This is a genomic window from Arthrobacter sp. ok909 (assembly GCF_900104405.1).
GTDB classification, from domain to species: Bacteria; Actinomycetota; Actinomycetes; order Actinomycetales; family Micrococcaceae; genus Arthrobacter; species Arthrobacter humicola.
The window spans coordinates 1-24,714 of sequence record NZ_FNJS01000020.1 but is presented as its reverse complement, the minus strand read 5'-3'; the positions used below and the strand labels follow the sequence as shown (position 1 = coordinate 24,714).

Below are 24,714 nucleotides of genomic sequence, written 5' to 3'. Positions count from 1 at the left end.
ACCCCGGGAGTAGCCCACTCCGTCCCCTTCGTGAGTGGAGACATGAGGTTCCCTGACAGGTGGCGGACCTGATCGGCCTGGACTGGGGGTGTTGCAGTGCGCATAACGGGTTGCGGCCGAGGCCGCAGTGGCATGAACCTTGACCCTCCTCTTGTACGTGAGAAGCGTCACAAATAAATACGCCCGCAGTCGGGAGTCAGCCGCAGGCAGGTAAAGTTATCTGTTCGTAACATAACCTGACTGAAATGTGTTTGAAGATGCCTGCAGACTCCACTAGGGAAGACAAGCCGAAACAGCTCCTCGGGCTAAGCGGCACCCAGACTATTGGCTCGGCGTTGGCCGCGGTGACCTCTGCCTTCGTGGGGTCCTTCCTCGGCGTCGCCGGGACCCTTATCGGCGCCGCACTCGGCTCCATCGTTGCCACCGTGGGCGCCGCCCTCTATGCCCGAACACTCAGCTCGGCCGCCGCCGTGGCATTGAGGAAGATGCCCCAGCGACGCATAGGCGGACTGCCCGCTGACGACGGCGACGTGCTGGCCGCCAGCGCTCCGGCCGAGAGCGACGAACCTGGAGCCAAACGGCTGAGGAGGCAGTTCACCCCCAAGACCTGGATCAAGGTCGGGGCGGTCAGTGCTGCCGCATTCGTTATCGCGATGGTCGGTGTCACTGCAGTCGAATTCGGAGCCAATAAGCCCATCTCCAGCCTTGTCTCGTCGACGTCAAACATCGCCGGCGGTGCGGCCGGACCCACGACGACGCTGGGCACAGCATTGAGCGGCAATCCGACTGTCCCGGACAAAACGGACGCGTCGACCAAGGACGTGAAGGAAGTGCCTGGGCAAGTCCCGCAAGTGCCTGGGCAAGTCGGGAAAGGCGCCAACAAAGAAGGTGGCCTGACTACGGACGGTAGCCCCAGCGGCGCGGACAGCGGCTCGGCCGGACCTAAAGTGCCGGGAGCCGGCCAACCAAGCGTCACCATGCCGGCGGACGTCGCCCCCAAAACCGGCCAGAGCCCGGACCCTGCCCCCTCGTCCGAACCGACCCCGCAGCCCGAGGTGTCCTCGGGCTCGAAAACGGCCGAGGCGCCCGCACCGTGATGGTGGGCCGGGCGACTGTGTTGTGGCGGCTGACTCATCCGACGAGGACCACCTGATTCTCAGCGGTCAGCCCGCGCCCTGGCCCTCGCGGGCCACCTCTTCCAGAATCCTGGCTGTCGGCGGTGCCGTCATCAGCTCGCCCATCACCTCGGGTTTGTCCAACACCTGGCTGCGCAACCGTTCCAGAAAGACGGTCGCGGCGTCCTTGGTGTCGAAGTCAAGGAGCACGGCCACGCTGTTCCGGTCCTCCGTATCCCGGAACAAGCGGACAGACCGGGCGCCCGAGGCGGCACGGCCTGCGGGATCGCTGTCGAAGACTTTCTTGAAAGCATCGTAGTCCCGGACCGGATAGCTGACCTGGAGGGTGAACATCGTCGTTCCTTTCCTTGGGCTGTGTCAGGACCACGATAGGCCGTCCATCGTCATCCCGGTAGGGCCGGAGAGCGGCCTTGATCCGGTACCGCGCGCTGCCCTCCTGACGCAGGTATACGAGCGCCCCCCGCGGACGACGGCGGGACTTCCCGCCGTCGTCCGCGGGGCTGTGATGGGCGTGGGGACAGTGGCCTGAATCGCTCTGGTCCTGGCCGATCCGGCCTTTCAGGGTCACGTCGGAGACAGGGGCGCAGGCCAATAGCCGGCACATCATTCGAACCTTTCATTGGACGGGGAGGGGGAACATGGAGCGCCGATCCTACGCCGCGATGAACAGTGCCCAGTCAGGAAAGGGGTCCACAGGTAATGGTGGCCCGGTCTCTCCGGGTCCGACGTCACCGGCAACTACGTCCGGCCAGTCGGGCGGATCCGCCTCCCGGCACTCATCCGCGTGGCCGAGGTGCTGCGGCCAGTGTGGTGGTTCCCAGTCTTGTTGTTCGCTGGAATACGAGCGTCCCGCAGGTGAGATCCAGCCGGGTGGCTGGTCCCGGGTGGCGTCAACCGGCCTCCATGCTGTGGTGTGTCTGAGACGGTGGTGCCGCCGGCATGGCTGGCCCAGGTTGGTGATGCCGGTGCCGCCTCCCTCGGACCAAGCCAACACATGATCCGCTTCGTTATCCAGAGAATGGTTATTGCAGCCGGGAAAAGCGCACCGGCCATCCCGAAGCCGCAACCATTGGCGCATCGCCTTCGGAACCCGGTAGCTGGTTCGCCCGATCTCCAGCGGCGCTCCATTGCGCGGATCGGTCAGCACACGCAGGAATGATCCGGCACCATCCCCCACAAGCCGGCGGGCCATGCTCGGAGGAATGGGACCATACCCGTCCAGGGTGGCCGGTTCCGACGCGGCGCCCAGGAGAGACAGCGCCGGCACAGTCACCAGGACCTGCGCCGTGGGTGACGGAGTTCCTTCCGCCACCCCCGCCAGCAGCCAGTCAGCGGCGACGTCCGCACGGAGCTGGGTCAGGGTCCGGGATTCATTCGGCTCCTGCAGGCCACGCGCCGCCTCCGTGGCACGGGACCATACACCCGCCGCCACATCCGCAGTCAGATAGGCCGAGAGCCAGGCCATGCCGTCCCGGTCCGGCACATATTCCAGCCGACGGTCCTCCACACCCTTGCGGTGGCGCGCTTCGATGCTTACGGGATGGTGCAGCTCACGCCATCTGCGCGCCTTGGCCCGGAACCTGCCCGGCACCAGCTCCCCCGCGGGGCAGCCACGCGCGGCAAAGGGAGCTTCGGGGTCCAGGAAGTGGGCCTCCAGAGCAGCCGTCCCGGCGGGGTCCAGACCGGAGGTTTCATCACACATCACCCGCGCGTGTTGCCATGAAATGGTCCCTGCCTGCAGCGCAGACAGCGTCAGGGGCAACCCGGTGGTCAGGGTGGCTGACTCCGCCAGGAGCGCCGCCGCCGATCTTTCGCTCACGGTCAGGACACAGGCCACCTCTGCTGTCACCGCCATTTCCTGGGCGGTGCGCTCCTGAGGGGAATCGGCTGGGCCCGCCATGGCGGCGGCAGCGCGGGCATATCCGGCGGCGAAGTGCACTTTCAGCGCGGCCAGCCTGGCTTCCATGCTGGCCACCTCAGCCATACCGTCCAGGCACGCGTCCGCTTCGTCCCGAAGAGGGTCAGTGCCAGTCGACGCCGCGTTCCCGACTCCGCGACAGGCAAATGCAGCCAACCTGGCGAGGGAGGCCTCCATGGCCTCCAACGTCTCCGCAGCTGCTCTGCCTTCCATACCCACAGCATGACAGGAGCCACTGACAATAACGCCGGCGTCAGAGTTGCAGGCGAAGTCCGTCATCCAGGATCTGCCTGATCCCGAACTTTCCTACGGTGAACATCCGCGGATTATCGTCGGAGTTGCTCAGCATGGCGGTGGACAGGATGAGAGCCCAACCGCGGGCCCTCATCCAGGTGTCCCCATCCACTGCGGAGCCAAAGGCGCCCATGAAGCGGTGGCGAGTGCCGGCGTCGAACATCAGCCACCCCACCGCAAGATCGACAGCCGGGTCCCCTGCCCCGACATCGCCGAAATCGATGACGCCGGCCAGGGAGCCGTCGTCCGCCAGCAGGATGTTGCCAGGGTGGAGGTCCCCGTGGAGCATCATCGCCGGACCATCCCAGGCTTTGGCGGCACAGGCCTGCGCCCACACTGCTCTCAGCGCTGCCGCCTGCGGGTAGCGTTCGTGGTCCCCGAGCCGTTCCACCAGCACAGCGTCACGATCTGTCAACGGCACGCCTCGGAAAGGGTTGACCGGGACGTCGGTTTCGGCGGGCACGTGAAGGGACAGCAGGAAATCGGCCAGGCCTTTAGCCGCCGGCCCGCGGCCCGCCGGGCCGACGGGCCGACGTCGGCAGCAGCGGCTCCGGGGACCCACGGCACGATGCTCCACGGCCATGGAAAGTCCGACGTCGGCCTGCCGGCATGGACGGGGACAGGAACCGCAACCGGGGAGCGGCGGGCTATGTCGGGAAGGTAGCGCTGCTCATGAAGTGTCAGCGGAACGGCCTCCGCCCTGCGCGGCAGCCGGACGGCCAGGCCCTCACCGAGCCGGAAGGTCGCGTTGTCCCAGCCGTTCGCAACCCGCGCTAAAGGACAATCGCCGAGGTCGGGCCGCTGGTCCCGGACGAGGCGCTGGACCACAGCGTGAGTCACTTCCACCGTGGCTGGCGGCATTCGCGCCATTCAGAAATCCGCCTTCCATGTGCCTGCAATGCACTCCGATCCTTTCCCTTGTCCGAATACAGTTCAAGACCTCAAGAGCGGACGGGCACGGAACGGAGTCAGCGTCGATCGGTCTGAGGTGGCCGACGCGGACCTTCGCTTTAAGCCCACGCCGGATAATGTCCCGACACGATAATCAACCCAAGTTCGGTCAGTTTTGCGAAGCTGTATTGCACCACAGAGATAGGACGCGTCAAACCGCCCAGTCTGTGCCGGAGAAGTCTGCGAAACGTCTTGAGCCCGCCGGAGAAACGTTGCATTCCAGCTAAACCTCCGCCGCCGGAGCCGCGAATTGCGCCGCATACAGCGCGGCGTACGCCCCGCCCGCGGCCAGCAGCTCCGTGTGGGTCCCCTGCTCCACGATCTGCCCGGCTTCCATCACCAGGATGAGGTCGGCGTCGCGGATGGTGGAGAGGCGGTGCGCGATCACGAAGCTGGTCCGGTCCGAGCGCAGGGCGCTCATGGCCTTTTGCACCAGCACCTCGGTGCGGGTGTCCACGGAGCTCGTGGCCTCGTCCAGGATCAGCACGGACGGGCGGGCCAGGAACGCCCGGGCGATGGTGAGCAGCTGCTTCTCACCGGCCGAGACGTTACCGCCCTCGTCGTCGAGCACGGTGTCGTAGCCCTGCGGCAGGGACCGGACGAACCGGTCCACGTACGTCGCCCGGGCCGCCTCCAGAATCTGGTCCTCCGAGGCACCGGGCCGGCCGTAGGCGATGTTGTCCCGGATGGTCCCGCCGAACAGCCAGGTGTCCTGCAGCACCATGCCCATCCGCGAGCGCAGCTCGTTGCGCGTCATCGCGGTGACATCCACGCCGTCGAGCGTGATCCGCCCGGCGTCGAGCTCGTAGAAGCGCATCATCAGGTTGACCAGGGTGGTTTTGCCCGCGCCGGTCGGGCCCACGATGGCGACGGTCTGCCCGGGCTCGGCCACCAGGCTCAGGTCCGAGATCAGCGGCGTGTCCGGCGAGTAGGAGAACGAGACGTTCTCGAACACCAGCCGGCCGCGGCCGCCGTCGGGAGCCTCACCGGGGACGGGATCCGCGCTCTGTTCCTCGGTGTCCAGCAGCTCAAAGACGCGTTCGGCGGAGGCCACACCGGACTGCAGCAGGTTCGCCATGGACCCCAGCTGGGCCAGCGGCTGGGTGAACTGCCGGGAGTACTGGATGAACGCCTGCACGTCGCCCAGCTGCATCGCCCCGGCGGCCACCTGCAGCCCGCCCACCACGGCGATCCCCACATAGACCAGGTTCCCGATGAACGTCATGGCCGGCATGATCAGCCCGGAGATGAACTGCGCGCCGAAGCTCGCCTGGTACAGCTCCACGTTCTTCTGCCGGAACCGTTCCTCCACCTCGCGCTGCCGGCCGAAGACCTTCACCAGCGCGTGCCCGGTGTACGTCTCCTCGATCTGCCCGTTGAGCTCGCCGGTGTGCCTCCACTGCGCCACGAACAGCTTCTGCGAGCGCTTGGCGATCACGGCAGTGGTCACGAGGGTCAGCGGAATGGTCACGAGCGCAATCAGCGCCAGCGTGGGCGAGAGCAGCATCATCATCACCAGCACGCCCACGACGGTCAGCAGCGAGGTCACGGCCTGGCTGATGGACTGCTGCAGGCTCTGCGAGATGTTGTCGACGTCGTTGGTGACCCGGCTGAGCAGCTCGCCGCGCTGCACGGAGTCGAAGTAGCGCAGCGGCAGCCGGTTGATTTTGGCCTCGATCCGTTCGCGCAACCGGAACACCGTGCGCTGGACAACGCCGTTGAGAATGTAGGCCTGCATCCAGCCGAACGCCGAGGCCAGGACATACAGCACCAGCGCCCACAGCAGTACGTTGGCCAGCGCGGTGAAGTCGATTCCGGTGCCGGGCGTCAGCGTCATGGCGCTGAGCATGTCCGCTTTCTGGTTCTCCCCGGCGGCGCGCAGCTGGGCAATCAGCTGCTCCTGGCTTACCCCGGCGGGCAGCTGCTTGGACACGACGCCGGCGAAGATCAGGTTGGTGCCCTCGCCCAGCAGCCGGGGACCGATCACCGAGAACGTCACGCTCACGACGGCGAGCATCAGGACCAGCGTCAGCCACAGCCGTTCGGGCCGGAGCTCCCCCAGCAGCCGCTTCGCGGACGGCCAGAAGTTCATCGCCTTCTCCACCGGAATGTTCATCCCCGCAAACGGGCCGCCGCGTCCGGGCCCTCCCGTCGGGCGAGGAATCCGCAGCGGGGCCTGCGCGCCGGGCGCACCGCCGGGAGGGCCGGGCGTGGACGCGCCGGGTGCGGCCGCGTGTGCCCCGGTGACGGGGGCCGGCGTCGGCGCCTTGTCGGTGCGGCTCATACGGCTTCCTCCGCTGCGAGCTGGGAATTAACGATTTCCTGGTACGTCTCGGACGTCTCCAGCAGCTCCTCGTGCGTGCCGTGCGCGACAATCCTGCCGCGGTCCAGCACCAGGATCTGGTCCGCGTCCACGATGCTGGAGACCCGCTGGGCGATGATCACCATGGTGGCCCCAGCGGTGTGCTGCTTGAGCGCCAGTCGCAGCCGGGCATCCGTGGCGGTGTCCAGCGAGGAGAAGGAGTCGTCAAAGATGTAGAGCTCGGGCCGCTTCACCAGCGCCCGGGCAATCGCGAGCCGCTGCCGCTGGCCGCCGGAGACGTTGGTGCCGCCCTGCGAGATCGGCGCGTCCAGCCCACCCTCCATTTCCCGGACGAAGTCCTCCGCCTGCGCAATCGCCAACGCCTGCCAGAGCTCGGCCTCGGTGGCGTCGGGTTTGCCGTAGAGCAGGTTGCTGCGCACCGTTCCGGAGAACAGGTAGGGCTTCTGCGGGACCAGCCCGATGTGCCCCCACAGCAGGTCCGGGTGGAGCTCGCGCACGTCCACGCCGTCGATCCGCACCGAACCGGACGTCGCGTCGAAGAGCCGCGGCATCAGGTTCACCAGGGTGGTTTTGCCCGAGCCGGTGCTGCCGACAATCGCCGTCGTCTGCCCCGCGCGGGCGGTGAAGGTTACGTCCGAGAGCACCGGCTGCTCGGCTCCCGGGTAGGCGAACCCGACGTAGTGCATCTCCAGTTCGCCCCGGGCCGCCCGCCCGGCCGCGCGCGACACCGGACGCAGCGGCGGCCGGACGCTGGATTCGGTCCCGAGCACCTCGGTGATCCGGTCCGCCGAGACCGAGGCCCGCGGGATCATGATGGCCATGAAGGTGGCCATCATGACGGACATGAGAATCTGCATGAGGTAGCTCAGGAACGCGATCATGGTGCCCACCTGCATTGAGCCGTCTTCGATCCGGAACGCCCCGAACCAGATCACGGCCGCGCTGGAGACGTTGAGCACCAGCATCACGGTGGGGAACGCGAGCGCCATGAGCCGGCCGGCCCGCAGCGCGGTATCCGTGACGTCCTCATTGGCGCGGGCAAAGCGGGCGGTCTCCACGTCCTCCCGGACGAAGGCCCGCACCACCCGGATGCCGGTGAGCTGTTCGCGCAGGACCCGGTTGACGGTGTCGATCCGGGTCTGCATGAGCCGGAACAGCGGCACCATCCGGATAATGACCGACCCCACCGCGACCAGCAGCACGGGCACGCTGACCGCGATCAACCAGGACAGCTGCAGGTCCTGCCGCATGGCCATGATCACCCCGCCGATGCAGAGCATGGGCGCTGTGACCATCAGCGTGGCGGACATCAGGACCAGCTGCTGGACCTGCTGGACATCGTTGGTTGACCGGGTGATCAGGCTGGGCGGCCCGAACCGGGTGACTTCCTGCTCGGAAAACTCCGCCACCCGGCTGAAGATGGCGCCCCGGACGTCCCGGCCCAATGCCATCGCGGCCTTCGCGCCGAAGTACACCGCGGCGATGGTGCAGGCGATCTGCAGCAGGGTCACCATCAGCATGATGCCGCCGATGCGCAGGATGTAGTCCGTATCCCCCTTCGCGACGCCCTGGTCGATGATGTCCGCATTCAGGGTGGGCAGATAGAGCGAGGCAATGGACGCCGCCAATTGAAAAACGACGACGGCGAGCAACAGCCGCCGCTGCGGCCGCAGGTATTCAACGAGCAGCTTCCAGAGCATTTGCTCTCCAGTTCACGCGTCACGGACAGTTTCACACAGAACGATGTGAGGGTCAGTTTACGTCCGGATTCCGTGAGCGGCCCGGGTTCCTCTCAGGGCGAATCGAGGGAAGGCGCTTCCCTGTCACTCGAGGCGGATGGGCTCGGCTGTACCGGCCGTCACCTGCTTGCCCCGGAAGAACCAGGCCAGCAGCACCGTGCCCAGCACCGCAATCGCGGTGGACACCATGGCCAGCGCCGGAACCATCGGGAGGACAACGAAGACGACGACGGCGGCCACCACGAGCGCAATCACTGTGGTCCGTGGCTGTTTCATGGACACGATGGCCTGCACCAGCACAGCGCCGAGCACCGCCGGCAGGACGTAGAGCCGGACCACATTCATGACACCCGGCGGGATGACACTGATGAGCCAACTGCCCAGCAGCCCCACAAAGATAGCCAGGGAGACAAGGTGCACGGCGGCGGCGCCGCAGATGGCGACGACGGCTGCGAGCTGGCCACGCTTGGTGCCGGCCTTCGCACCGATGTTGGTCTGAGCGATCAGCGCCGCGGGCAGCAGCTTGTTGGAGATATTGCCGATCATGAACGCCTGGTACATCGCCGCCGGGCCTAGGATGGGATAGTACGTCAGCGGCTCGACGATCCAGATGATCCCGAACGTGGCAGCCACCGCCGCGAACGCCATCCAGAGCTGGGCGGGGGCGATGCCCAGTCCACCGGCGAAGACAAGGTACAGCGGGCCGGCGATGGAGAGCAGCAAGCCGGCGACCATGGTGATCCGGCCCCAGCGCGAGGTGGTGCGGTCGAACTCGCTCATGGCGAGCTCCGTGGAAGCGGGTGCGGTGCGGGTGGTGGTCATGTCAGTGTTCCTTTGCGATTCTTGCTGGTCCGTTGCAGTGGGATTCGGGAGCCGGTCAGAGGGGAAGGGCGCTGCCGGAGGCCAGGAAAGCGGTGCCGAGGGCGGCAACAATGGAAATGCCCAGGCCCCACTCGCGCAGCCAGCTCTTGCCCGTCACTTTGGCGAGCAGCAGGCACAGGCTCATGACGGCGGCCGATGCCACGAAGGCTGCGATGTGGGTGGCGGATTTCGGGAGTTCCGTCAGCCCGAGGCACGCGAAGGCACCTATGAGGGCTCCAGCCGGGACGATGGCCATGACGGCGGGGTTGATGGCCCTGACCTTCGCGTCGCCGCGCCGGAGCAGGGGCGTGAGTATAAGCGTGGCGGTCATCCACATGGCCCCGCCGATGCTCATGGCGAAGAAGGCCACCGCGAAGACGCTCTGGGAGTAGCTCGAGTCACCCAGCTTGGCCCCCATCGTTCCAGCCGCGATGCCGGCAGCGGAGACGTCGTAGGCCGCCGACCCGATCAGCCCGATCCGGGACAACACTGCCGGCGCCCCGAAGAGGGCCAGCAGGGCGATGGCAACAAGCGCGACGGCCAGCGACGGGCCGATCGCCGAGACGGCGCCGGAGCGGAATGACGTCTTGATGTCTTCCGGCGTCATCTCCACGGCGGGTGCCGCGCGGCGGACCGCGCGGAGGAAGATGAGCGACTGGACCACGATCACGCCGAAGACGCCGGCCACGGAGATCCAGAGGACCGGGTTGTTCGCGATGGCGAGGATGTCTGTGGAGCCGTTCGGTGCCATGGGTGCGTGCATGGGGGAACCTCCTGTTCAAGCCCGCTGCGGGTCCGGAGCTGCTAACGCTGCCGGCCACTCCAGGCAGGGGCGGAAATCTGAACCTTCGAGACCGGATCGGCCAGCAGGTATCCATTACTGTGTGTCGCCGACCACACTGACCGCAATGGTTGACGGAATCAGCCAAAATTTTGGCGGTATCGGTCATTGGGCGGCTCCCTGCGGGGAGCCCTTCCTCGGGGATACGCCGATGCTGGACACTTCAGGGACGGAACCACCGCACGCAAAAGGAGCACCATGTCTGACACCATCGGTAACCTGTCCGCCGTCGAACTCACAACCGCTATCCGCAACAAGGAGGTTTCGGCCCGCGAAGCTTTGGCTGCCCACCTGGAGCGCATTGCGGAAGTGAATCCGGTGTTGAACGCCGTGGTGACACTGGACGTCGAAGGTGCGGAGAGGCAGGCCGCCCGCGCGGACGACGTCACGGCATCGGGCGCCGAGTTGCCGCCTCTGCACGGGCTGCCGATGACCCACAAGGACACGAACAACACCGCCGGAATGCGCACTACCCAGGGGTCGCTGGTGTTGAAGGACTTCGTTCCCGACGCCGATGACCTGATCGTCGCCCGGCTGAAGGCCGCCGGAGTGGTGAGCACCGGAAAGTCGAACGTCCCGGAATTTGGCGCCGGTTCACACACCTTCAATGAACTCTTCGGCACCACCACGAATCCTTACGCGCCGACGCTCAGCGCAGGAGGCAGCAGCGGCGGAGTGGCCGCCGTTGTCGGCTCCCGGGTCCAGGCGATGGGCGACGGCAGCGACATGGGCGGCTCGCTGCGGATCCCGGCGTCGTTCTGCAACATTGTGGGGTTCCGCCCTTCCCAGGCCGTGATTCCCATGCCTTCGGACCACAACGCGTATGCCTGGCTGGGCCGGACCGGTCCGATGGCCCGCACGGTGGAGGACATTGCCCTATTCATGTCCGTCACGGCCGGTTCCGACCCCCGTGTTCCGTGCCCGCAAGGCCTGGATCCCGCCGTGTTCCGTTCGCGGCTTGAGACGGACATGAGCGGTGTGCGGATCGGCTGGTCCCGCGACTTCGGAATTGGGGTGCCCGTGGAGCCGGAGATCCTGGACCACCTAGAGCGGCAACTCGCGGTGTTCGAGGAATTGGGCGCCGTGGTGGAGGAATCATCTCCGGATTTCCGGCACGCGGACCTCGTGTTCGGCAACACCCGGGCGCTGGACTTTGCCGCGGGGCTGGGCACGCTGGTGGAGCAGCATGGTGAGGTGATAAAGCCCGAGGTCCGGTGGAACGTGGCCAAGGGGCTCGCCCTCACCGCCCAGGACATTATTGCCACGAACGCCGCCCGCACCCTGCTGGAGCGCAGCATCCAGGAGTTCTTCGGCCGCTATGACCTCTTCGCCAGCCCGTGCGCTCAGGTGGTGCCGTTCGACGCTTCCCTCAGGTATCCGCCGGAGGTGGCGGGAGTCCGGTCCGAAACGTACCTCGACTGGATGCGCTCGGCCTGCCTGCTGTCCGCCACGGGACTTCCGGTGCTCAGCGTGCCGGCTGGGTTCAGTGCCGCCGGGCTGCCCATCGGGCTCCAGCTGGCCTCAAACCACTACACAGACATGCAGCTGCTGCGCTGGGGGCGGGCGTTCGAGGAGCAGACGGGGTACGCCGCCGTCGCCCCGGACCTGGCAGGCCTCAGCCCGCTGCCCGCATGATCCGACCACCGCGTTTGCGGGCATCCAGCAGCACCGAGACGTCCACCTCCGTCGCATGAGCTGCCCAGTCCGAACCCGTGATGAAGCGGTAGAGGGACGGCAGGTCCCCCACCGTCACGTCGGCCACGATCTGGTAGTCACCGGCAATCGCGGCAGCGTACCGGACCGCCGGATGATCGGCCAAGGCGTTGCCCAGCTGTTCAACGTGGTTTGGTGAGGCCCGGATCCACAGCAGGGCCTCGACGGCGAGTCCAAGTGCCGCCGGTTCCACCACCACGCGGAGCTGGACCTGGTTGTTGGCCAGTAGCCATTCGCAGCGCCGCCGGGCCGTGGCCTCGGAGACACCGACACGTCGGGCCAGCGCCTCGAAGCTGATCCGGCCGTCGGCGCAGAGGGCCTCCACCAGCTCGGTGTCCTGACGGTTCAGGTCCTGCCTGACGGCAAACACGCCCGTGTCAGCGGCAACCGGCGAGCGCAGCGCGTCAGCCTGCTCGACGCTGAGCATCTCCGGCCGCCAGCCTTGAATGGTGCGGAAGTAACGTAGCACTGGATAGCTCACTGAATGCTGAAGCCCGATGGTGGAGGGCAGTTCGTCGGCGAGGATGTCCCCCATCCGGTTCCGGTCGGTGAGGATCTCCGCCACGCAGTCCCCGCTACCGGTAATGGTGTAGACAAACGTGCTGTCCGGGCGCTGTGCCAGTGACTGGGCGGCGGCGCGGGCCGTCCCCGGCGTGCAGCGCATCTCGACCAGCATGGACGCCGGGTGCGGCCGGACGGCAGCCACGGCCACAGCTCCGGACTCAAGCAGCTGGGCGCCCCGCCGCGCCACCGTCCGCTCTGCCTCCCCCAGCACCGCGGCCATCTTCCGCCACGGGCAGCGTGGGTCCAGCTGCAGGGCGGCCACGATCTGCCGCTCCAGTGAATCCAGCAGGATCATCCGTGCACCGGCCTTCCCTTGTTGCTCCCTTGCATCTGCCGGGACCATTCCAGCATCCGCCAGCCATTGCTCATAATGGTCCGCGTCCCATGTGTCCTATCCGTTTAGCACCACGTTCACCGGAGGCTCGCCCGCCAGCATCAGCTCGATCTGGCGCTGGAGCAGCCGGCCCATCCGCGGCCGCATCGCCGAGCTCGCCCCGCCCACGTGCGGGCTGATGATGACGCCGGGGGTCCGCCACAGCGGGTGGTCCTGCGGCAGGGGCTCGGGATCGGTGACATCCAGCGCGGCGCGGATCCGGCCGGTGGCAGTGTGCCGGACCAGGGCGTCGGTGTCCGCCACCGGGCCGCGGGCCACATTCACCAGCAGGGCGCCGTCGGGCATGGCCGCAAGGAAGGCATCATCCACGAGGTGCCGGGTGGAGTCGCTGAGCGGAACCCCCACCACCACGATGTCGTGCTCCGGCAGCAGTGCGTGGAGCTCCGCGATGCCGTGAACGGGGCCGCGTTCGTCCGTCCGTTCCCTGCTGGCCACCCGGGTCACGCTGGTCTCGAACGGAAGGAGCCGGTGCTCGATCGCCTTTCCCACGCCGCCGTAGCCAACGATCAGGACGCGGCGGTCGGCCAGGCTGGCGGTGGGCCGGCCATCCCACCGGCCCTCCTGCTGGTTCCGTATAAGGCGGGGGAACTCGCGCTGGCTGGCCAGGATGAGGGCCAGCGCCAGCTCCGCGGTGGAGGTTTCGTGGACGCCGGCCGCGTTGGCGAAGACCCTGCCGGAGGGCAGGAAGTCCGCCACGCCGTCGTACCCGATCGACTGGCTCTGGACCAGCGCCGTGTCCACGGTTTCCAGGCGTTGCAGGACCTGCGGGCCGCCCATGTACGGCGGCACCACGATGTCGATCCGCGGCCGGGGCGGCTCACCGGCGAAGTCCCATTCCAGGACGGTGACGTCCGGGTGCGGCTGAAGGTATTCACGCAACGCGGCGTCCAGCAGGCTGACAGTAATTTTCCGGGTCATGATTGCCAGCGTAGTAGAGCCGCCGGCCGTGCCTTACGACGCGGACTCCCCTGACATCCGGGCGCCGTTCGGGATAGGGTCCACAACAACAGGCATTGGAGTGCAGGGGAAGGCGGCGCGCGTGGCGGCTCGGATCGGGATCATTGGCGGCGGGATCGTGGGCATGGCGATTGCCCGTGCCCTGGTCCGGACCGGGGACTTCCACGTCACGGTCCTGGAAAAGGAGCACCGGGTGGCCGCACACCAGTCGGGCCACAACTCCGGCGTGGTCCACGCCGGCCTCTACTATCAGCCGGGATCCCTCAAGGCCGTCCTGTGCGCCCGAGGCCGGGCCCTCACCCGGGAGTACTGCCGGGACAAGGGCCTGCCGTACCGCGAGCTCGGCAAGCTGGTGGTCGCGGTGACCGAGGCGGAACGTCCACGGCTCGATGAAATCGAGCGCCGCGCCCGGGAGAACCGCGTCCCGGGTATGAAACGGCTCACCCGGGCGGAACTGCGCGAGATCGAGCCGCACGCCGCGGGCGTCGCGGCCGTGCACTCGCCGCACACCGCCGTCGTGGACTACGCCGCCATCACCGAAGCCATGGCGCAGGACGTGCGGAGCGGTGGCGGATCCGTGCTCCTGGGCCAGGAGGTGACGGCCGTCAACAATGCCGGCAGCGCCGTGCACGTCTCCACGCCGGCCGCCACGCACACCTTCGACCGGCTGGTGGTGTGCGCCGGACTGCAGTCGGACGTCGTGGCCAGGATGGTCGGGGCCAGCCCGTCGCCTGCGATCCTGCCGTTTCGCGGCGAGTACTGGGTGATGGCCGCCGCCCGGAGCCATTTGGTCCGGGGCATGATCTACCCGGTCCCGGACCCGCGCTTCCCGTTCCTGGGTGTGCACTTCACCCGCGGCGTGTACGACGACGTCCATGTGGGCCCCAACGCGGTGCCGGCCTTGGCGCGGGAAGGCTACTCGTGGGCGCGGGTGTCCGTGCCGGACACTCTGGCCTCGCTTCGGTGGCCCGGCGCCCCGGCCCTGGCACGGCAGCACTGGCGGATGGGCGCCCGGGAAATCTCGGCGTCACTGCTCAAGCCGCTGTACTTCCGGCAGGCCCGGCAGTTCCTGCCCGAACTGCAACCCGGCGACCTCGCCAGGAAGGCCGGCGCCGGGGTCCGCGCCCAGGCCTGGGCCGCCGACGGTTCCCTGCTGGACGACTTCGCCGTGGACCGGCTGGGCGCCGTCACACTGCTGCGCAATGCGCCCTCCCCGGCGGCGACCTCCGCCCTGGCGATCGCCGACTACGTCCTGGAGCACCACCTGCAGATCGCCCCGCACCGGCTGCGCTCCTAGGACTTTGGAAAGACTTCGGGCGGCGCCCCGCGCGGTCCGTGGACTTCGCCTGCCCCCGCGCCTAACGTCGGAGACACCACCCTTGCCAGTCAAGAACCTGTCGAAACGATCCGCCCCAGCACGCGTGTGCTGAGCACCCAGTTAAGTCCGGAGGGCCCACGAATATGACGACTCCGGGCCCGCGGCCGGCCGCGCCTCACCACGGCCGGAACGTGATTCTGGTCTGGGCCGCCGCCGCGCTGGTGCTGGCCGCCGTCGTCGTCTTCGGTGCCATCCGCACCGGACCGTCGCCCGAGGGCGACTTCCTGACGGTCAGCCACGGGGAGGCGCAAAGCCAGTCAGCCGCGGCGCCGGCACCGTCGCCCCGCGCCGCCGTCGACCTCCCCGCCGAGATCCGGCGGATCATCGGCGGACACCCCGATCACAGGATCGGCGTCGCCGTCATGGACACCAGCGACGGAGCGCTGCAGAGCTACGGCGATATGGCACCCTACACGGCGGCGAGCACGGCGAAGGTCCTGACGGCTGCCGCCTACTACCACCTCGTGGAAACCGGCGAAAAGTCGCTCGATACTCAACTGGGCGCGTTCACCGCGGCGTTCCAGCTCAAGGCCATGATCAACACCAGCAGCGACGACTCGTGGATCCTGCTCATGCGGGATATCGGCTACCCCCGACTGACCGATTACGCCGCCACTCTGGGCATCACCTACGACCCCGAGCAAAACCTCCTGGCCCCGGCCGACATGGCCCGGCTCCTCCAGCAGCTCTCCACGGGCAAGCTCCTCAATACCGGGCACACCGCGGAGCTGTTGGGCTACATGCAGCACACCAACGACGAGGACCTCATCCCGGCGGCGGTCTCCTCGGAGATCACCGTCCACCACAAGTACGGCGTGGTGGAAGGATACGTCCACGACGCCGCGCTGCTCAGTGCTGGCGACCGCTCCTACGCGGTGGTCATCTACACGTGGGGCCCGGACGACGCCGACAGCGCGGCCCGTCTGGACCTCATCCATGAGCTGACGCATCAGCTCACCGGTGCCCTGTTCGGGCAGTAGCAGCATTGGGACGGTTAATAGTCCGAATATCAACCGTTCAAGGGTGGCGCACGCCCCGTTACAGGGGCAGGATGAAAGAAGGCCCCGGAAGTCCTCCCGGTCCACGTAAGAGACGGCGCAAATTTGCAGCGTCCGGCTTCGCGCGGACTGCACCGCGCCGATGCGCACGGACGTGGCGGACCGTCCGGAGCCGGGCTGTTCCTGGGAGTCGCCGTGATCCGCATCCTCATAGCCGAAGACGACGAACGCATGTCCCGCTTCATCGAAGAGGGCCTGCGCGCGGCCGGCTACGCCCCGAGCGTGGTCGCCGACTCCGTCACGGCGGTGGACCTGGCGGCCAGCGGCGAATTCGATCTCCTGCTCCTGGCTGCCGGGCTTCGCCGGCTTGACGGCTTCACTGTCCTGGCGGCCCTACGCCACGGGCAGGCGGGGATCCCGGTCATCTTCCTCACGGCCCCCGGGTCACCCGCGGATAGTCTCGCAGCGCTGGAGGGCGGCGCCGACGACTGCATCGTCAAGCCGTTTCCCCTCGAGGAACTGGAGGCCCGTGTCCGGGCCCGGGTACGCACAGTCGATACCGGCGATCCGCTCGCGGGGAGCATCATGCGCTACGGCCCGCTGGAGCTGAACCTGCACGCCCTTACGGTCAGCGTCGACGGCAGGACGGTAGAGCTCTCGGCCCGGGAATTCGCCTTGGTGGAAATGTTCCTGCTGCACCCGGGACAGGTCCTGAGCCGGCAACAACTGCTCAGCCACGTCTGGGGCCGCGACTTCGACGGCACGTCCAACGTGGTGGACGTGCATGTGCGGCAGTTGCAGCTAAAGATCGGCGCGGACCGCATCCTCACCGCCCGCGACGCCGGCTACCGCCTGGGCTAGGCGGACTTGGGCAGGCGCACTCGGCCAGCGCAGCGCCGGCGGGTTGCGGCCACGGGTACTACCGCCCGGTTCTACCGGCCGAACAGCTTGGCGAAGAAGCCGGTCTTGGTGGTGGTCTTGGTGCTGGTTTCGCCCTCGTGGCCGCGGCAGCGGTCGGCGCTGGGGACGCCCCGCATGACCTGGTCAACATGCTGGCCGCAGCCGGCCCAGGTGGTCTTTCCGCACTTCTTGCAGGCAACTGCACGGCACATCCGGGTACTCCTCTGTCGGTGGGTCTAAGGTCTCCCTAGCATACCCCCAGGGGTATATGGACGACAAATCCGTTGCACCAAGAAGAAGTCGCTGGCAAGGGGTGGATCGGGGGCCGCCGCGGGCGGACCATAGAAGTACCGGACCCTGCACCTACGCCGGGCAGAATCCGTCAGCGAGCCGCCCGTTGCGAACGGGCGAGCTAAAACCGGGAGCGCCGGCAGGCACCGGAGACAACACACCAGGGCGGAATACGCACGGCGGGTACTGGGAAAAGAGCGACGTCGCAACTATTCACGGCTGAGCCCAGCCGTTTCCGCGGCGATTTCGGACAGGTGCACCCCGGATCCGGGGCGCACCTGCCCGTTTCCGTAGCCGTCGTCGGAATCCGCCGCGGAATCCGGCCGCCGGTTGACACCCGGCACACGGTACGGTTCAATTTTTTGCATATGCTGAAATAACAGTTCCACGATACGAATATCTTGTCCGTATAGCCCTACACCGTGGATGCCAGCATTGACTCAAAGGATCTGGCACATGCTGTTGGAAGACTTTAACGCGGCCGGACGTGCCGAGGCCGCGGCCGCGCTGCGCCCCTGCCTGGACATAGAGCGGTGGATCGCGGAGATCATCCAGGGCCGGCCGTTCGGCAGCGCCGCGAGCCTTCTCGAAGCGGCCAACCGCGCAGCGGAACCCTTTACCGAGCCGGAGGTGGAGGCCGCCCTGGCCCACCATCCACGCATCGGCGAACGGGCCGCAGGAAACAGCACGGAGGCGCGGCTCTCACAATCGGAGCAGGCAGGCCTGGGCATTCCGGACCCGGCCGTTGCGGCAGCCATCGCCGAGGGGAACCGGAGCTACGAAAAAAAATTCGGCCAGGTCTTCCTGATCCGCGCCGCCGGCCGCAGCCGGGAGGAAATCCTCGCCGCCCTCAACACCAGGCTCGCGCACACCCCGGAACAGGAACAAGCAATCATCGGCCAGCAGCTGCGCGAAATCGCGGTACTCCGACTCGAAGGACTGATCGGCACATGAGCACCTCCCACGTCACCACCCACGTGCTGGACACCGGCACCGGCAAGCCCGCCGCCGGCGTCGCCGTCACCTTCCACAGGCTCGACGGCGAGCGTTGGGTCAAGATCGCGGCAGGCGCCACGGACGACGACGGCCGCATCAAATCCCTCGGGCCGGACAAACTTCCCTCCGGCACGTACCGGCTGGGCTTCGACACCGGAAGCTACTACGAGGCCGCCGGGACCGAGACCTTCTTCCCCGAGGTCACGCTGACCTTCGCGGTGTCCGAATCCCAAGACCACTACCACGTCCCGCTCCTGCTGAGCCCCTTCGCTTACTCCACGTACCGCGGCAGCTAACTGCACGCTCGGGCCGGCATCAGGAACACGTTCGCCCCGCCATCCACCCCGAATCACACCGGGAACAGGCTCCCTGTCGGATGGCGGGGCGAAGCCATGCCCGGGAGCGGCCCGCACAGCATCGCCGGAACCCCGACGCCGCCGGCGCCCCGTATCCCCGGCATCCCCGGCACTCCCGCACGCGAACCCGACCCCAGTCACAAACGAAGTTTTTCGCGCGAACGCAACCGGCAGACCTGCATCCCTTGACAGTGGCCCGCGTCACTTCTATTCTCATTTTTGGGATCCCAAATTGGGATCCCAAAACAAGCAAGCTTGCCGGGCCCCGACTCCCCTAGGTTGCGCACCTGATGTCAGGCCAGATATCAGCCCTCACAGCAGCACCGGGAAGCCCGCGCACAGGACGGCCCCACACCCCGGCCACCTGGCCCGCGAACGAATTGAATCTCTCACCTGCCGGCATTTTTCCTCTCTCTGAAGGAGAAGTTGTGTCTCTTCGAAATACCGAACCCCCCGTACAGGAAACCTCAGCACCACACGCTGACGCCGCAAGCCCCAAGGACCGCGTGCAACGGCGCACCAATGTCCGCTGGAAAATGTTCCTCCTCCTGCTGGTCCTCGTGTCCGTGAACTACATCGACCGGGGCTCCATCTCGGTAGCCCTGCCCATCATCCAGAAGGAATTCAACATGGCCCCGGAGCTCGTGGGCCTCCTGCTCTCGGCCTTCTTCTGGACCTACGCCCTCATGCAGATCCCCGTCGGCTGGCTGATCGACAAGTTCGGCCCACGCAAGGTAATGACCGCGTCCTGCGTCGGCTGGGGTGCCGCCACGGCAGCCTCGGGCCTGGCAGGCGGCTTCCTCAGCATGTTCATCGCCCGCCTGGGCATCGGCGTCACCGAGGCCGGAGTCATGCCGGCGGGCGGAAAGCTGAACGCCATCTGGATGCACAAATCCGAACGCGGCCGCGGCGCAACGATCCTTGACGCCGGCGCCCCGCTGGGCGCCGGGCTGGGCGGCATTCTCATCGCGGGCCTGATCGCATCGACGGGCAGCTGGCGGAGCTCGTTCATCATCGCCGGCGTCGCGACCGTCCTCATGGGCCTCGCCGTGTGGTGGTACGTCCGGGATAACCCGCGCCAGCACCGCGGAGTCAACGACGCCGAGGCCGAGTACCTCGAGGCCTCCCACGCCGCGGAGGACGCCGAAGCCGAACTCGAGGGCAGCAAGGGAAAGCGTGCCCTGCTCCCCTACCTGAAATTCCGTTCCTTCTGGGCCATGTGCTTCGGCTGGCTGGGCTTCAACGGAGTCTTCTACGGCCTGCTCACGTGGGGCCCGCTCTACCTGTCACAGGCCAAGGGTTTTGACCTGAAGACCATCGGCTGGTCCACCTTCGTGATCTTCGGCGCCGGATTCGTCGGCGAAATCCTCGGCGGCACCATCGCGGACAAGTGGAGGGCCGCCGGCGCCTCGGCCAACCGGGTCATGCGTACCCTCCTGGGCATCTCCAGCGTCGTTGTGATCGGCGGCCTTGTCGGCGTCACCGTCGTGTCAGACCCGACGACGGCTGTGGTCCTCCTCTCCGTCGTGATGTTCTTCCTGCGCTGGGTGGGCCTCTTCTGGAGCATCCCCTCCATCCTGGGCGGCCGGACCAACGCCGGTGTCCTGGGCGGCGCCATGAACTTCAGCGGCAATATCTCCGGCTTCGTCACCCCGATCGTTGTCGGCCTGATCGTCGGCGCCACCGGCTCGTACACCTGGGCGCTGCTGTACTTCGTGGGTTCGGCGGTCATCATGGGAGCATCCGTACTGACGCTGAACTACAACAAGCGGCTCCCTGTCTAAGCTAGGCCACGCAACACCTGTTCCCGGAGCCGGGAACGCAGTGCCAAAAAGAACCCGAATGGAGCACCATGCTTACCGCTGAAGAACCCCAGGACAAGGAACGCCCCCTCCGGGAGGCTGTCCGGGACACCCTCCGCACCAGGATCTTTGAAGGGCACTACGTTCCCGGCACCAGGCTGGTGGAGCGCGACCTCGCCGCCGAATTCAACGTCTCGCGCCTCCCGGTCCGCGAAGCGCTGCGCATGCTGCGCCAGGAAGGCCTGGTCAGCGACCGCGGCGCGCGGGGGGCCGAAGTCAGCACGCTCAGCCCCAAAGACGTGGAGGATCTCTTCGACGTCCGCCAGTCGCTCGAAGTGCTGGCCTGCAGGCTGGCCGCGACCCGCGCCACACCGGAGGACCTCGGCGCGCTGCAAACCCTGTTGGACGAAGCAGACCGCTGCCTTGCCAAGGGTGCCGTCATGGAAGCCCACCGGGCCAACAGCGAATTCCACGATGCCATCACCCGGATCGCGGACAACGGCTTCCTCAAGTCCGCGCTCGAACCCCTCCAGGGCCGGATGCACTGGCTGTTCCGGCATGTGAGCGACCTCCCCGAGCTCATCGAGGAACACCGGGCCCTGTATGCCGCGATCGCCAGCGGTGACCCGGACCGGGCGGCTGCCCAGTCGGCGTCGCACATCGACAAATACCGGGAACAGTTTCCGGAGGATTTCCGCCGGACGGAACCCGCCCTTCATCGGAAGAACACATGAAACTCCTCGTCATCAACCCCAACATCAGCAACGACGTCACCGCGCTGATCGAATCCGAAGCCCGGCGCTCCGCCTCGCCCGGAACAGAACTGCTGGTCCGCACCGCAGGCCACGGCGTCGAATACATTGAAACCCGCTTTGAATCCCTGATCGCCGCCGGCGCCGTCGCCGAAATCATCGCCGAGTACACCCGCGACGGGTCCGGACCCGGCACCGAAAACGGGATCGACGGCGTCGTGGTCGCGGCGTTCGGAGACCCCGGCATGCCCGCGCTGAAGGAACTGACCGACATCCCGGTCATCGGGATCACCGAGGCCGCCCTGTGCGCCGCGGCACTGCAGGGTCACCGGTTCTCGATCATCGCCATCTCGGACCGGATCCGGCCCTGGTACTTGGACTGCGTGGAACGCTTCGGGCTCGGCGGCCGGTTGGCCTCGATCCGGTCCATCAACGAGACCCTCACCGGCATCGGTTCCGTGCAGCAGGACTTCAAGGAGACCCTGCTGGCACTCAGCCGTCAGGCCGTCACCCAGGACGGGGCCGACGTCGTCATCCTCGCCGGCGCGCCGCTCGCCGGCCTTGCCCGCGAGCTGGCGGGCCAGATCCCCGTCCCTGTGGTGGACGGCATTTCCGCCGGCATCCAGATGGCACAGTCAGTGGTCAACCTCCAGTCCGGACCGCACCGGGCCGGCGCCTTCGCGCCGCCACCGGCCAAGCCCCGCCGAGGGCTCTCGGACAACCTCGACGCCGCCCTCACGACGGCGCAGAACGCCCCCCGGGCAGTCGTCGGGTCCCGCTGATAATCCAGCCCCGCTGATAACCCCGTCCCACTAGCTTCTTCTTCGAAGGAGGACAACGATGTCCCACGCCCCAGACCTTGTCATTGCCCACGGCACCGTGGTCAACAGTTTCGGCCGCCAGGCTGCCCACGTGGTGGTGCACGGCGGGAAGATCGTCCAGCTCGTGGACGCTTCCGAACCCGTCCCCGCTGCTGCCCGGACCATCGACGCCGCCGGCCGGATGGTGATTCCCGGCGGCGTGGACGGCCACTGTCACGTCGCCCAGGTAACCGGACGGTTCCGCACCCTGGATGACTACCGCACCACCTCCACCGCCGCCCTCTGGGGCGGCACCACCACGATCATCGACTTCGGCATCCCCCGCGACGCCCGGGAGACCCCGCTGGCCGCGGTCCTGCACAAAAAGGAACTGGCCCGAGAGTCCCGCTGCGACGTCGCCCTCCACGGCTCGGTTGTCGACTGGGACGAAACCGTGCCCTGGCAGCTCGAGCAGCTTGCCGCCGAAGGTGTCCGTTCCGTCAAGATGTACACCACCAACCGGGGCACCACCATGGCCGACGGCGACACCATCCTGAAGGTCATGCGCGAGATGGTCCGGCTCGACGGCCTGACCTACATCCATGCCGAACACGACCCCATCATTGCCGACTGCACCCGGCAGCACGCGGACGACGGCCGGATCAGCATTGAACACCTGCACCGGACCCGGCCCGAACTCGCGGAGGAAATCTCGGTCAAGGAGACCCTGGCGATGGCCGAATATACCAACGCCCCCGTCTACTTTGTGCACCAGTCCACGCCGGGAGCCGTGGACCTCGTCGCCGAGGCCCGCCGCCGCGGCCAGGAGGCCTACTCCGAGACATGCCCGCACTACCTCACCCTGGACGACACCGTCTACGGCAGGTCCTTCCCCGAGTGGTACGCCTGCTGCCCGCCGATGCGCAGCGCCGAGACCGTGGCCGCGCTGCGGGGCCGGCTTGCCGCCGGTGCCATCCACACCGTGGCCTCGGACCACTCCTGCTACGACCTCGCGCAGAAGCGCGAGCGGACCGATGACATCCGTGCCATGCCGCACGGCCTGCCCGGGGTGGAAACCCGCATGCCGGTCACGTTCACCGCCATGATGGACGCCGCCGGCGGAGCGGCCCGGGTGGAGGATTTCGTGGAAGTGTTCGCCGCCGGGCCGGCCCGGATCAACGCCCTCCCGGGCAAGGGCATCATCGCTCCCGGGTTCGACGCCGACCTCGTCGTGTTCGATCCGGCACGGGAACGTGCCGTCGACGGCGCCGCCCTGCACATGGGGACCGATTTCTCCCCGTTCGACGGCCGGACGCTCACGGGTTGGCCCGACGTCGTGGTGTCAGCCGGACGCGTGGTGCTCGACGCCAACGGCTTCCATGACCCCGGCCCTGTCGGAAGCTTCGTGGCCCGCAACGGATTCCGCGAACACCAGGCCGCGGCCGGCGCCGCTTCCGCACCCATCACCGTCCCCGCCACCCGTTAGGATCCCCCGTGCCTTCCCCCAACCGCCCCACCCGCATCGGCATGATCGTGCCGTCCTCCAACACCTGCCTCGAACCGCAGAGCTACCGCATCCTGGGCGACCGCGACGACGTCACCATCCACTTCGCGAGGATCCAGGTCACGAGGATCGCCCTCGACGATTCCTCCGACAAGCAGTTCGACGCCCCGGTCATGCGGGCCGCCGCCGAGATCCTGGCCACCGCCGACGTCGACGTCATCGCGTGGAACGGCACCTCGGGCTCGTGGCTCGGCGCCGGTCACGACCGCGAACTCGTCCAGGAAATACAGGACGCCACCGGCATCCCCGCCACCACCGCCACGCTGGCGTACATGGAAGCCTTCCGATCCTTCGGCACCGAACGGATCGGACTGTTCACCCCCTATACGGAGGACGTCAACCGCGCGATCGTGGCGTCGTACGAACGGGACGGGATCAAGACGCTTGACCACCGGTTCCTCGGCCTGAGCGACAACGAATCATTTGCCCGGGTCTCCGACGCCGAAATGCGGCCCGGATCGCTGGAACTCGCGGCTTCGAACCCGGACGCGCTCGTCTACCTCTGCACCAACCTTTACGGCGCCAACATTGCCGAGGAAATCGAAGCGGCCATGGGCGTACCCGTGCTTGACTCGGTGGCCGTGACATTGTGGCACTGTCTCAAGATGACCGGCGCCCCGCTGCTCTCCCCGCGGTGGGGCAGGCTGCTCGCCTCGGCCTGAGCGACGCCCCGGTTGCTTGTGGGACCCTCCCGACCGATTGTGACTGCAGGGCCGCGGTGATGCGCCGTTGGTGTTGACGTGCCCCGGGCCGCATCGATAATCTCGAATTGCAAGAAAGTTTTCTCACAGAATGAAAACTTGAGCCAACCATTCAACGATGAAAAGAGGCTGGACGTGGCTGCAGGAGAAGATACCTCCCATATCCTCAGCGGGTTGACAAACCAGCTGCCTGATCGTGATCCGGAAGAGACCGCCGAGTGGCTGGAGTCCCTGGATGCGCTGATTCAGGAACAGGGCACCGAGCGTGCCCAGTACATCATGCGGAGCCTGCTTCAGCGGGCCGGGGCGCAGAGTGTGGGTGTTCCGATGGTGACCACCACGGACTACGTCAACACGATCCCGGTGGACCAGGAGGCGCCGTTCCCCGGGGACGAGGAGATCGAGCGGAAGTACCGGGCGTGGCTGCGCTGGAATGCCGCGGTCATGGTGCACCGGGCGCAGCGGGCGGACATCGGGGTCGGCGG

The 24,714-nt window shown here is 67.3% G+C and carries 23 protein-coding genes and 1 pseudogene; 13 read left to right on the top strand and 11 right to left on the bottom strand.

Annotated elements, in window-relative coordinates:
• Nucleotides 1–257 precede the first annotated feature (257 nt).
• Nucleotides 258–1,097 carry a PrgI family protein gene (locus BLR03_RS15555; RefSeq protein ID WP_175460577.1) on the top strand — a complete coding sequence of 280 codons (840 nt, stop codon included), beginning with the start codon at nucleotides 258–260 and terminating at the stop codon, nucleotides 1,095–1,097.
• Between the two features lie 66 nt (nucleotides 1,098–1,163).
• Here the strand turns inward: BLR03_RS15555 and BLR03_RS15550 are convergent, their stop codons facing one another.
• The 8 genes from BLR03_RS15550 to BLR03_RS15520 all read right to left on the bottom strand — a co-directional run bounded on the left by BLR03_RS15550 (nucleotide 1,164) and on the right by BLR03_RS15520 (nucleotide 9,985).
• Nucleotides 1,164–1,469 (bottom strand): hypothetical protein, encoded by a 306-nt coding sequence (locus BLR03_RS15550; RefSeq protein WP_091254310.1) that lies wholly within the window; start codon nucleotides 1,467–1,469, stop codon nucleotides 1,164–1,166.
• Between the two features lie 319 nt (nucleotides 1,470–1,788).
• Complete coding sequence (locus BLR03_RS15545; RefSeq protein ID WP_091254439.1) at nucleotides 1,789–3,231, bottom strand: HNH endonuclease signature motif containing protein; 1,443 nt, start codon at nucleotides 3,229–3,231, stop codon at nucleotides 1,789–1,791.
• A gap of 76 nt (nucleotides 3,232–3,307) precedes the next feature.
• Entirely contained in the window at nucleotides 3,308–3,811 is a 504-nt protein-coding gene (locus tag BLR03_RS24955; RefSeq protein WP_254788531.1) for a phosphotransferase, read from the bottom strand.
• Nucleotides 3,760–4,209 (bottom strand): phosphotransferase, encoded by a 450-nt coding sequence (locus BLR03_RS24950; protein WP_254788530.1) that lies wholly within the window; start codon nucleotides 4,207–4,209, stop codon nucleotides 3,760–3,762. The genes BLR03_RS24955 and BLR03_RS24950 overlap by 52 nt, the downstream gene beginning before the upstream one ends.
• Before the next feature lie 313 nt (nucleotides 4,210–4,522).
• Entirely contained in the window at nucleotides 4,523–6,583 is a 2,061-nt protein-coding gene (locus BLR03_RS15535; RefSeq protein ID WP_302846594.1) for an ABC transporter ATP-binding protein, read from the bottom strand.
• The gene (locus BLR03_RS15530; protein WP_091254307.1) at nucleotides 6,580–8,322 is read right to left on the bottom strand and encodes an ABC transporter ATP-binding protein; all 1,743 of its coding nucleotides are present in this window, start codon (nucleotides 8,320–8,322) and stop codon (nucleotides 6,580–6,582) included. Before BLR03_RS15530 ends, BLR03_RS15535 begins: the two co-directional genes overlap by 4 nt.
• Nucleotides 8,323–8,445: 123 nt before the next feature.
• On the bottom strand, nucleotides 8,446–9,183 hold the full coding sequence (locus tag BLR03_RS15525) for a hypothetical protein (protein ID WP_091254303.1): 738 nt from the start codon (nucleotides 9,181–9,183) through the stop codon (nucleotides 8,446–8,448).
• 55 nt (nucleotides 9,184–9,238) lie between these two features.
• A complete protein-coding gene (locus BLR03_RS15520; RefSeq protein ID WP_091254300.1) occupies nucleotides 9,239–9,985 on the bottom strand; it encodes a DUF5058 family protein in 747 nt (248 codons plus the stop codon).
• A 276-nt stretch (nucleotides 9,986–10,261) separates the two neighbouring features.
• On the opposite strand from BLR03_RS15520, the gene BLR03_RS15515 reads away from it, so the two are divergent.
• Nucleotides 10,262–11,698, top strand: a complete 1,437-nt coding sequence (locus tag BLR03_RS15515; protein ID WP_091254297.1) for an amidase — start codon at nucleotides 10,262–10,264, stop codon at nucleotides 11,696–11,698.
• Here the strand turns inward: BLR03_RS15515 and BLR03_RS15510 are convergent.
• Both BLR03_RS15510 and BLR03_RS15505 read right to left on the bottom strand, forming a co-directional pair.
• Nucleotides 11,679–12,635 (bottom strand): Lrp/AsnC family transcriptional regulator, encoded by a 957-nt coding sequence (locus BLR03_RS15510; protein ID WP_091254295.1) that lies wholly within the window; start codon nucleotides 12,633–12,635, stop codon nucleotides 11,679–11,681. The genes BLR03_RS15515 and BLR03_RS15510 overlap by 20 nt on opposite strands.
• Nucleotides 12,636–12,731: 96 nt before the next feature.
• The gene (locus BLR03_RS15505) at nucleotides 12,732–13,652 is read right to left on the bottom strand and encodes a 2-hydroxyacid dehydrogenase (protein ID WP_091254292.1); all 921 of its coding nucleotides are present in this window, start codon (nucleotides 13,650–13,652) and stop codon (nucleotides 12,732–12,734) included.
• Between the two features lie 121 nt (nucleotides 13,653–13,773).
• On the opposite strand from BLR03_RS15505, the gene lhgO reads away from it, so the two are divergent.
• From lhgO to BLR03_RS15490, 3 genes are all read left to right on the top strand, one after another.
• On the top strand, nucleotides 13,774–14,988 hold the full coding sequence (gene lhgO, locus BLR03_RS15500) for an L-2-hydroxyglutarate oxidase (protein ID WP_254788529.1): 1,215 nt from the start codon (nucleotides 13,774–13,776) through the stop codon (nucleotides 14,986–14,988).
• Between the two features lie 164 nt (nucleotides 14,989–15,152).
• Nucleotides 15,153–16,049 carry a serine hydrolase gene (locus BLR03_RS15495; protein WP_091254286.1) on the top strand — a complete coding sequence of 299 codons (897 nt, stop codon included), beginning with the start codon at nucleotides 15,153–15,155 and terminating at the stop codon, nucleotides 16,047–16,049.
• Between the two features lie 213 nt (nucleotides 16,050–16,262).
• A complete protein-coding gene (locus BLR03_RS15490) occupies nucleotides 16,263–16,928 on the top strand; it encodes a response regulator transcription factor (protein WP_091254434.1) in 666 nt (221 codons plus the stop codon).
• A 71-nt stretch (nucleotides 16,929–16,999) separates the two neighbouring features.
• Here BLR03_RS15490 and BLR03_RS15485 read toward each other — a convergent pair whose 3' ends face one another.
• Nucleotides 17,000–17,179, bottom strand: a complete 180-nt coding sequence (locus BLR03_RS15485; protein ID WP_091254283.1) for a hypothetical protein — start codon at nucleotides 17,177–17,179, stop codon at nucleotides 17,000–17,002.
• Between the two features lie 535 nt (nucleotides 17,180–17,714).
• On the opposite strand from BLR03_RS15485, the gene uraD reads away from it, so the two are divergent.
• The 8 genes and pseudogenes from uraD to BLR03_RS15445 form a co-directional block, all read left to right on the top strand.
• Nucleotides 17,715–18,212 (top strand): 2-oxo-4-hydroxy-4-carboxy-5-ureidoimidazoline decarboxylase, encoded by a 498-nt coding sequence (gene uraD / locus BLR03_RS15480; RefSeq protein WP_091254279.1) that lies wholly within the window; start codon nucleotides 17,715–17,717, stop codon nucleotides 18,210–18,212.
• On the top strand, nucleotides 18,209–18,550 hold the full coding sequence (uraH, locus tag BLR03_RS15475) for a hydroxyisourate hydrolase (protein WP_091254276.1): 342 nt from the start codon (nucleotides 18,209–18,211) through the stop codon (nucleotides 18,548–18,550). The genes uraD and uraH overlap by 4 nt, the downstream gene beginning before the upstream one ends.
• 488 nt (nucleotides 18,551–19,038) lie before the next feature.
• Nucleotides 19,039–20,394: an MFS transporter gene (locus BLR03_RS15470; RefSeq protein WP_091254273.1), complete on the top strand. Its 1,356-nt coding sequence runs from the start codon at nucleotides 19,039–19,041 to the stop codon at nucleotides 20,392–20,394.
• Between the two features lie 68 nt (nucleotides 20,395–20,462).
• Nucleotides 20,463–21,146 carry a GntR family transcriptional regulator gene (locus BLR03_RS15465; protein WP_091254270.1) on the top strand — a complete coding sequence of 228 codons (684 nt, stop codon included), beginning with the start codon at nucleotides 20,463–20,465 and terminating at the stop codon, nucleotides 21,144–21,146.
• A complete protein-coding gene (locus tag BLR03_RS15460; protein ID WP_091254267.1) occupies nucleotides 21,143–21,946 on the top strand; it encodes an aspartate/glutamate racemase family protein in 804 nt (267 codons plus the stop codon). Before BLR03_RS15465 ends, BLR03_RS15460 begins: the two co-directional genes overlap by 4 nt.
• Before the next feature lie 58 nt (nucleotides 21,947–22,004).
• Nucleotides 22,005–23,450 carry an amidohydrolase family protein gene (locus BLR03_RS15455; protein WP_091254265.1) on the top strand — a complete coding sequence of 482 codons (1,446 nt, stop codon included), beginning with the start codon at nucleotides 22,005–22,007 and terminating at the stop codon, nucleotides 23,448–23,450.
• Between the two features lie 8 nt (nucleotides 23,451–23,458).
• On the top strand, nucleotides 23,459–24,190 hold the full coding sequence (locus BLR03_RS15450; RefSeq protein ID WP_091254263.1) for a maleate cis-trans isomerase family protein: 732 nt from the start codon (nucleotides 23,459–23,461) through the stop codon (nucleotides 24,188–24,190).
• A gap of 174 nt (nucleotides 24,191–24,364) precedes the next feature.
• Nucleotides 24,365–24,714, top strand: a pseudogene (locus tag BLR03_RS15445) (pyruvate dehydrogenase (acetyl-transferring), homodimeric type); the annotation flags it as partial.

What these genes read in the sequence shown, in the direction of transcription:
- BLR03_RS15460 (WP_091254267.1), top strand. Translation starts at nt 21,143, where the DNA reads ATGAAACTCCTCGTCATCAACCCCAACATCAGCAACGACGTCACCGCG.
- BLR03_RS15545 (WP_091254439.1), bottom strand. Translation starts at nt 3,231, where the DNA reads ATGGAGGCCTCCCTCGCCAGGTTGGCTGCATTTGCCTGTCGCGGAGTC.
- uraH (WP_091254276.1), top strand. Translation starts at nt 18,209, where the DNA reads ATGAGCACCTCCCACGTCACCACCCACGTGCTGGACACCGGCACCGGC.
- uraD (WP_091254279.1), top strand. Translation starts at nt 17,715, where the DNA reads ATGCTGTTGGAAGACTTTAACGCGGCCGGACGTGCCGAGGCCGCGGCC.
- BLR03_RS15455 (WP_091254265.1), top strand. Translation starts at nt 22,005, where the DNA reads ATGTCCCACGCCCCAGACCTTGTCATTGCCCACGGCACCGTGGTCAAC.
- BLR03_RS15525 (WP_091254303.1), bottom strand. Translation starts at nt 9,183, where the DNA reads ATGACCACCACCCGCACCGCACCCGCTTCCACGGAGCTCGCCATGAGC.
- BLR03_RS15510 (WP_091254295.1), bottom strand. Translation starts at nt 12,635, where the DNA reads ATGATCCTGCTGGATTCACTGGAGCGGCAGATCGTGGCCGCCCTGCAG.
- BLR03_RS15485 (WP_091254283.1), bottom strand. Translation starts at nt 17,179, where the DNA reads ATGTGCCGTGCAGTTGCCTGCAAGAAGTGCGGAAAGACCACCTGGGCC.
- BLR03_RS15520 (WP_091254300.1), bottom strand. Translation starts at nt 9,985, where the DNA reads ATGCACGCACCCATGGCACCGAACGGCTCCACAGACATCCTCGCCATC.
- BLR03_RS24950 (WP_254788530.1), bottom strand. Translation starts at nt 4,209, where the DNA reads ATGCCGCCAGCCACGGTGGAAGTGACTCACGCTGTGGTCCAGCGCCTC.
- BLR03_RS15550 (WP_091254310.1), bottom strand. Translation starts at nt 1,469, where the DNA reads ATGTTCACCCTCCAGGTCAGCTATCCGGTCCGGGACTACGATGCTTTC.
- BLR03_RS15495 (WP_091254286.1), top strand. Translation starts at nt 15,153, where the DNA reads ATGACGACTCCGGGCCCGCGGCCGGCCGCGCCTCACCACGGCCGGAAC.
- BLR03_RS15555 (WP_175460577.1), top strand. Translation starts at nt 258, where the DNA reads ATGCCTGCAGACTCCACTAGGGAAGACAAGCCGAAACAGCTCCTCGGG.
- BLR03_RS15505 (WP_091254292.1), bottom strand. Translation starts at nt 13,652, where the DNA reads ATGACCCGGAAAATTACTGTCAGCCTGCTGGACGCCGCGTTGCGTGAA.
- BLR03_RS15465 (WP_091254270.1), top strand. Translation starts at nt 20,463, where the DNA reads ATGCTTACCGCTGAAGAACCCCAGGACAAGGAACGCCCCCTCCGGGAG.
- BLR03_RS15515 (WP_091254297.1), top strand. Translation starts at nt 10,262, where the DNA reads ATGTCTGACACCATCGGTAACCTGTCCGCCGTCGAACTCACAACCGCT.
- BLR03_RS15530 (WP_091254307.1), bottom strand. Translation starts at nt 8,322, where the DNA reads ATGCTCTGGAAGCTGCTCGTTGAATACCTGCGGCCGCAGCGGCGGCTG.
- BLR03_RS15535 (WP_302846594.1), bottom strand. Translation starts at nt 6,583, where the DNA reads ATGAGCCGCACCGACAAGGCGCCGACGCCGGCCCCCGTCACCGGGGCA.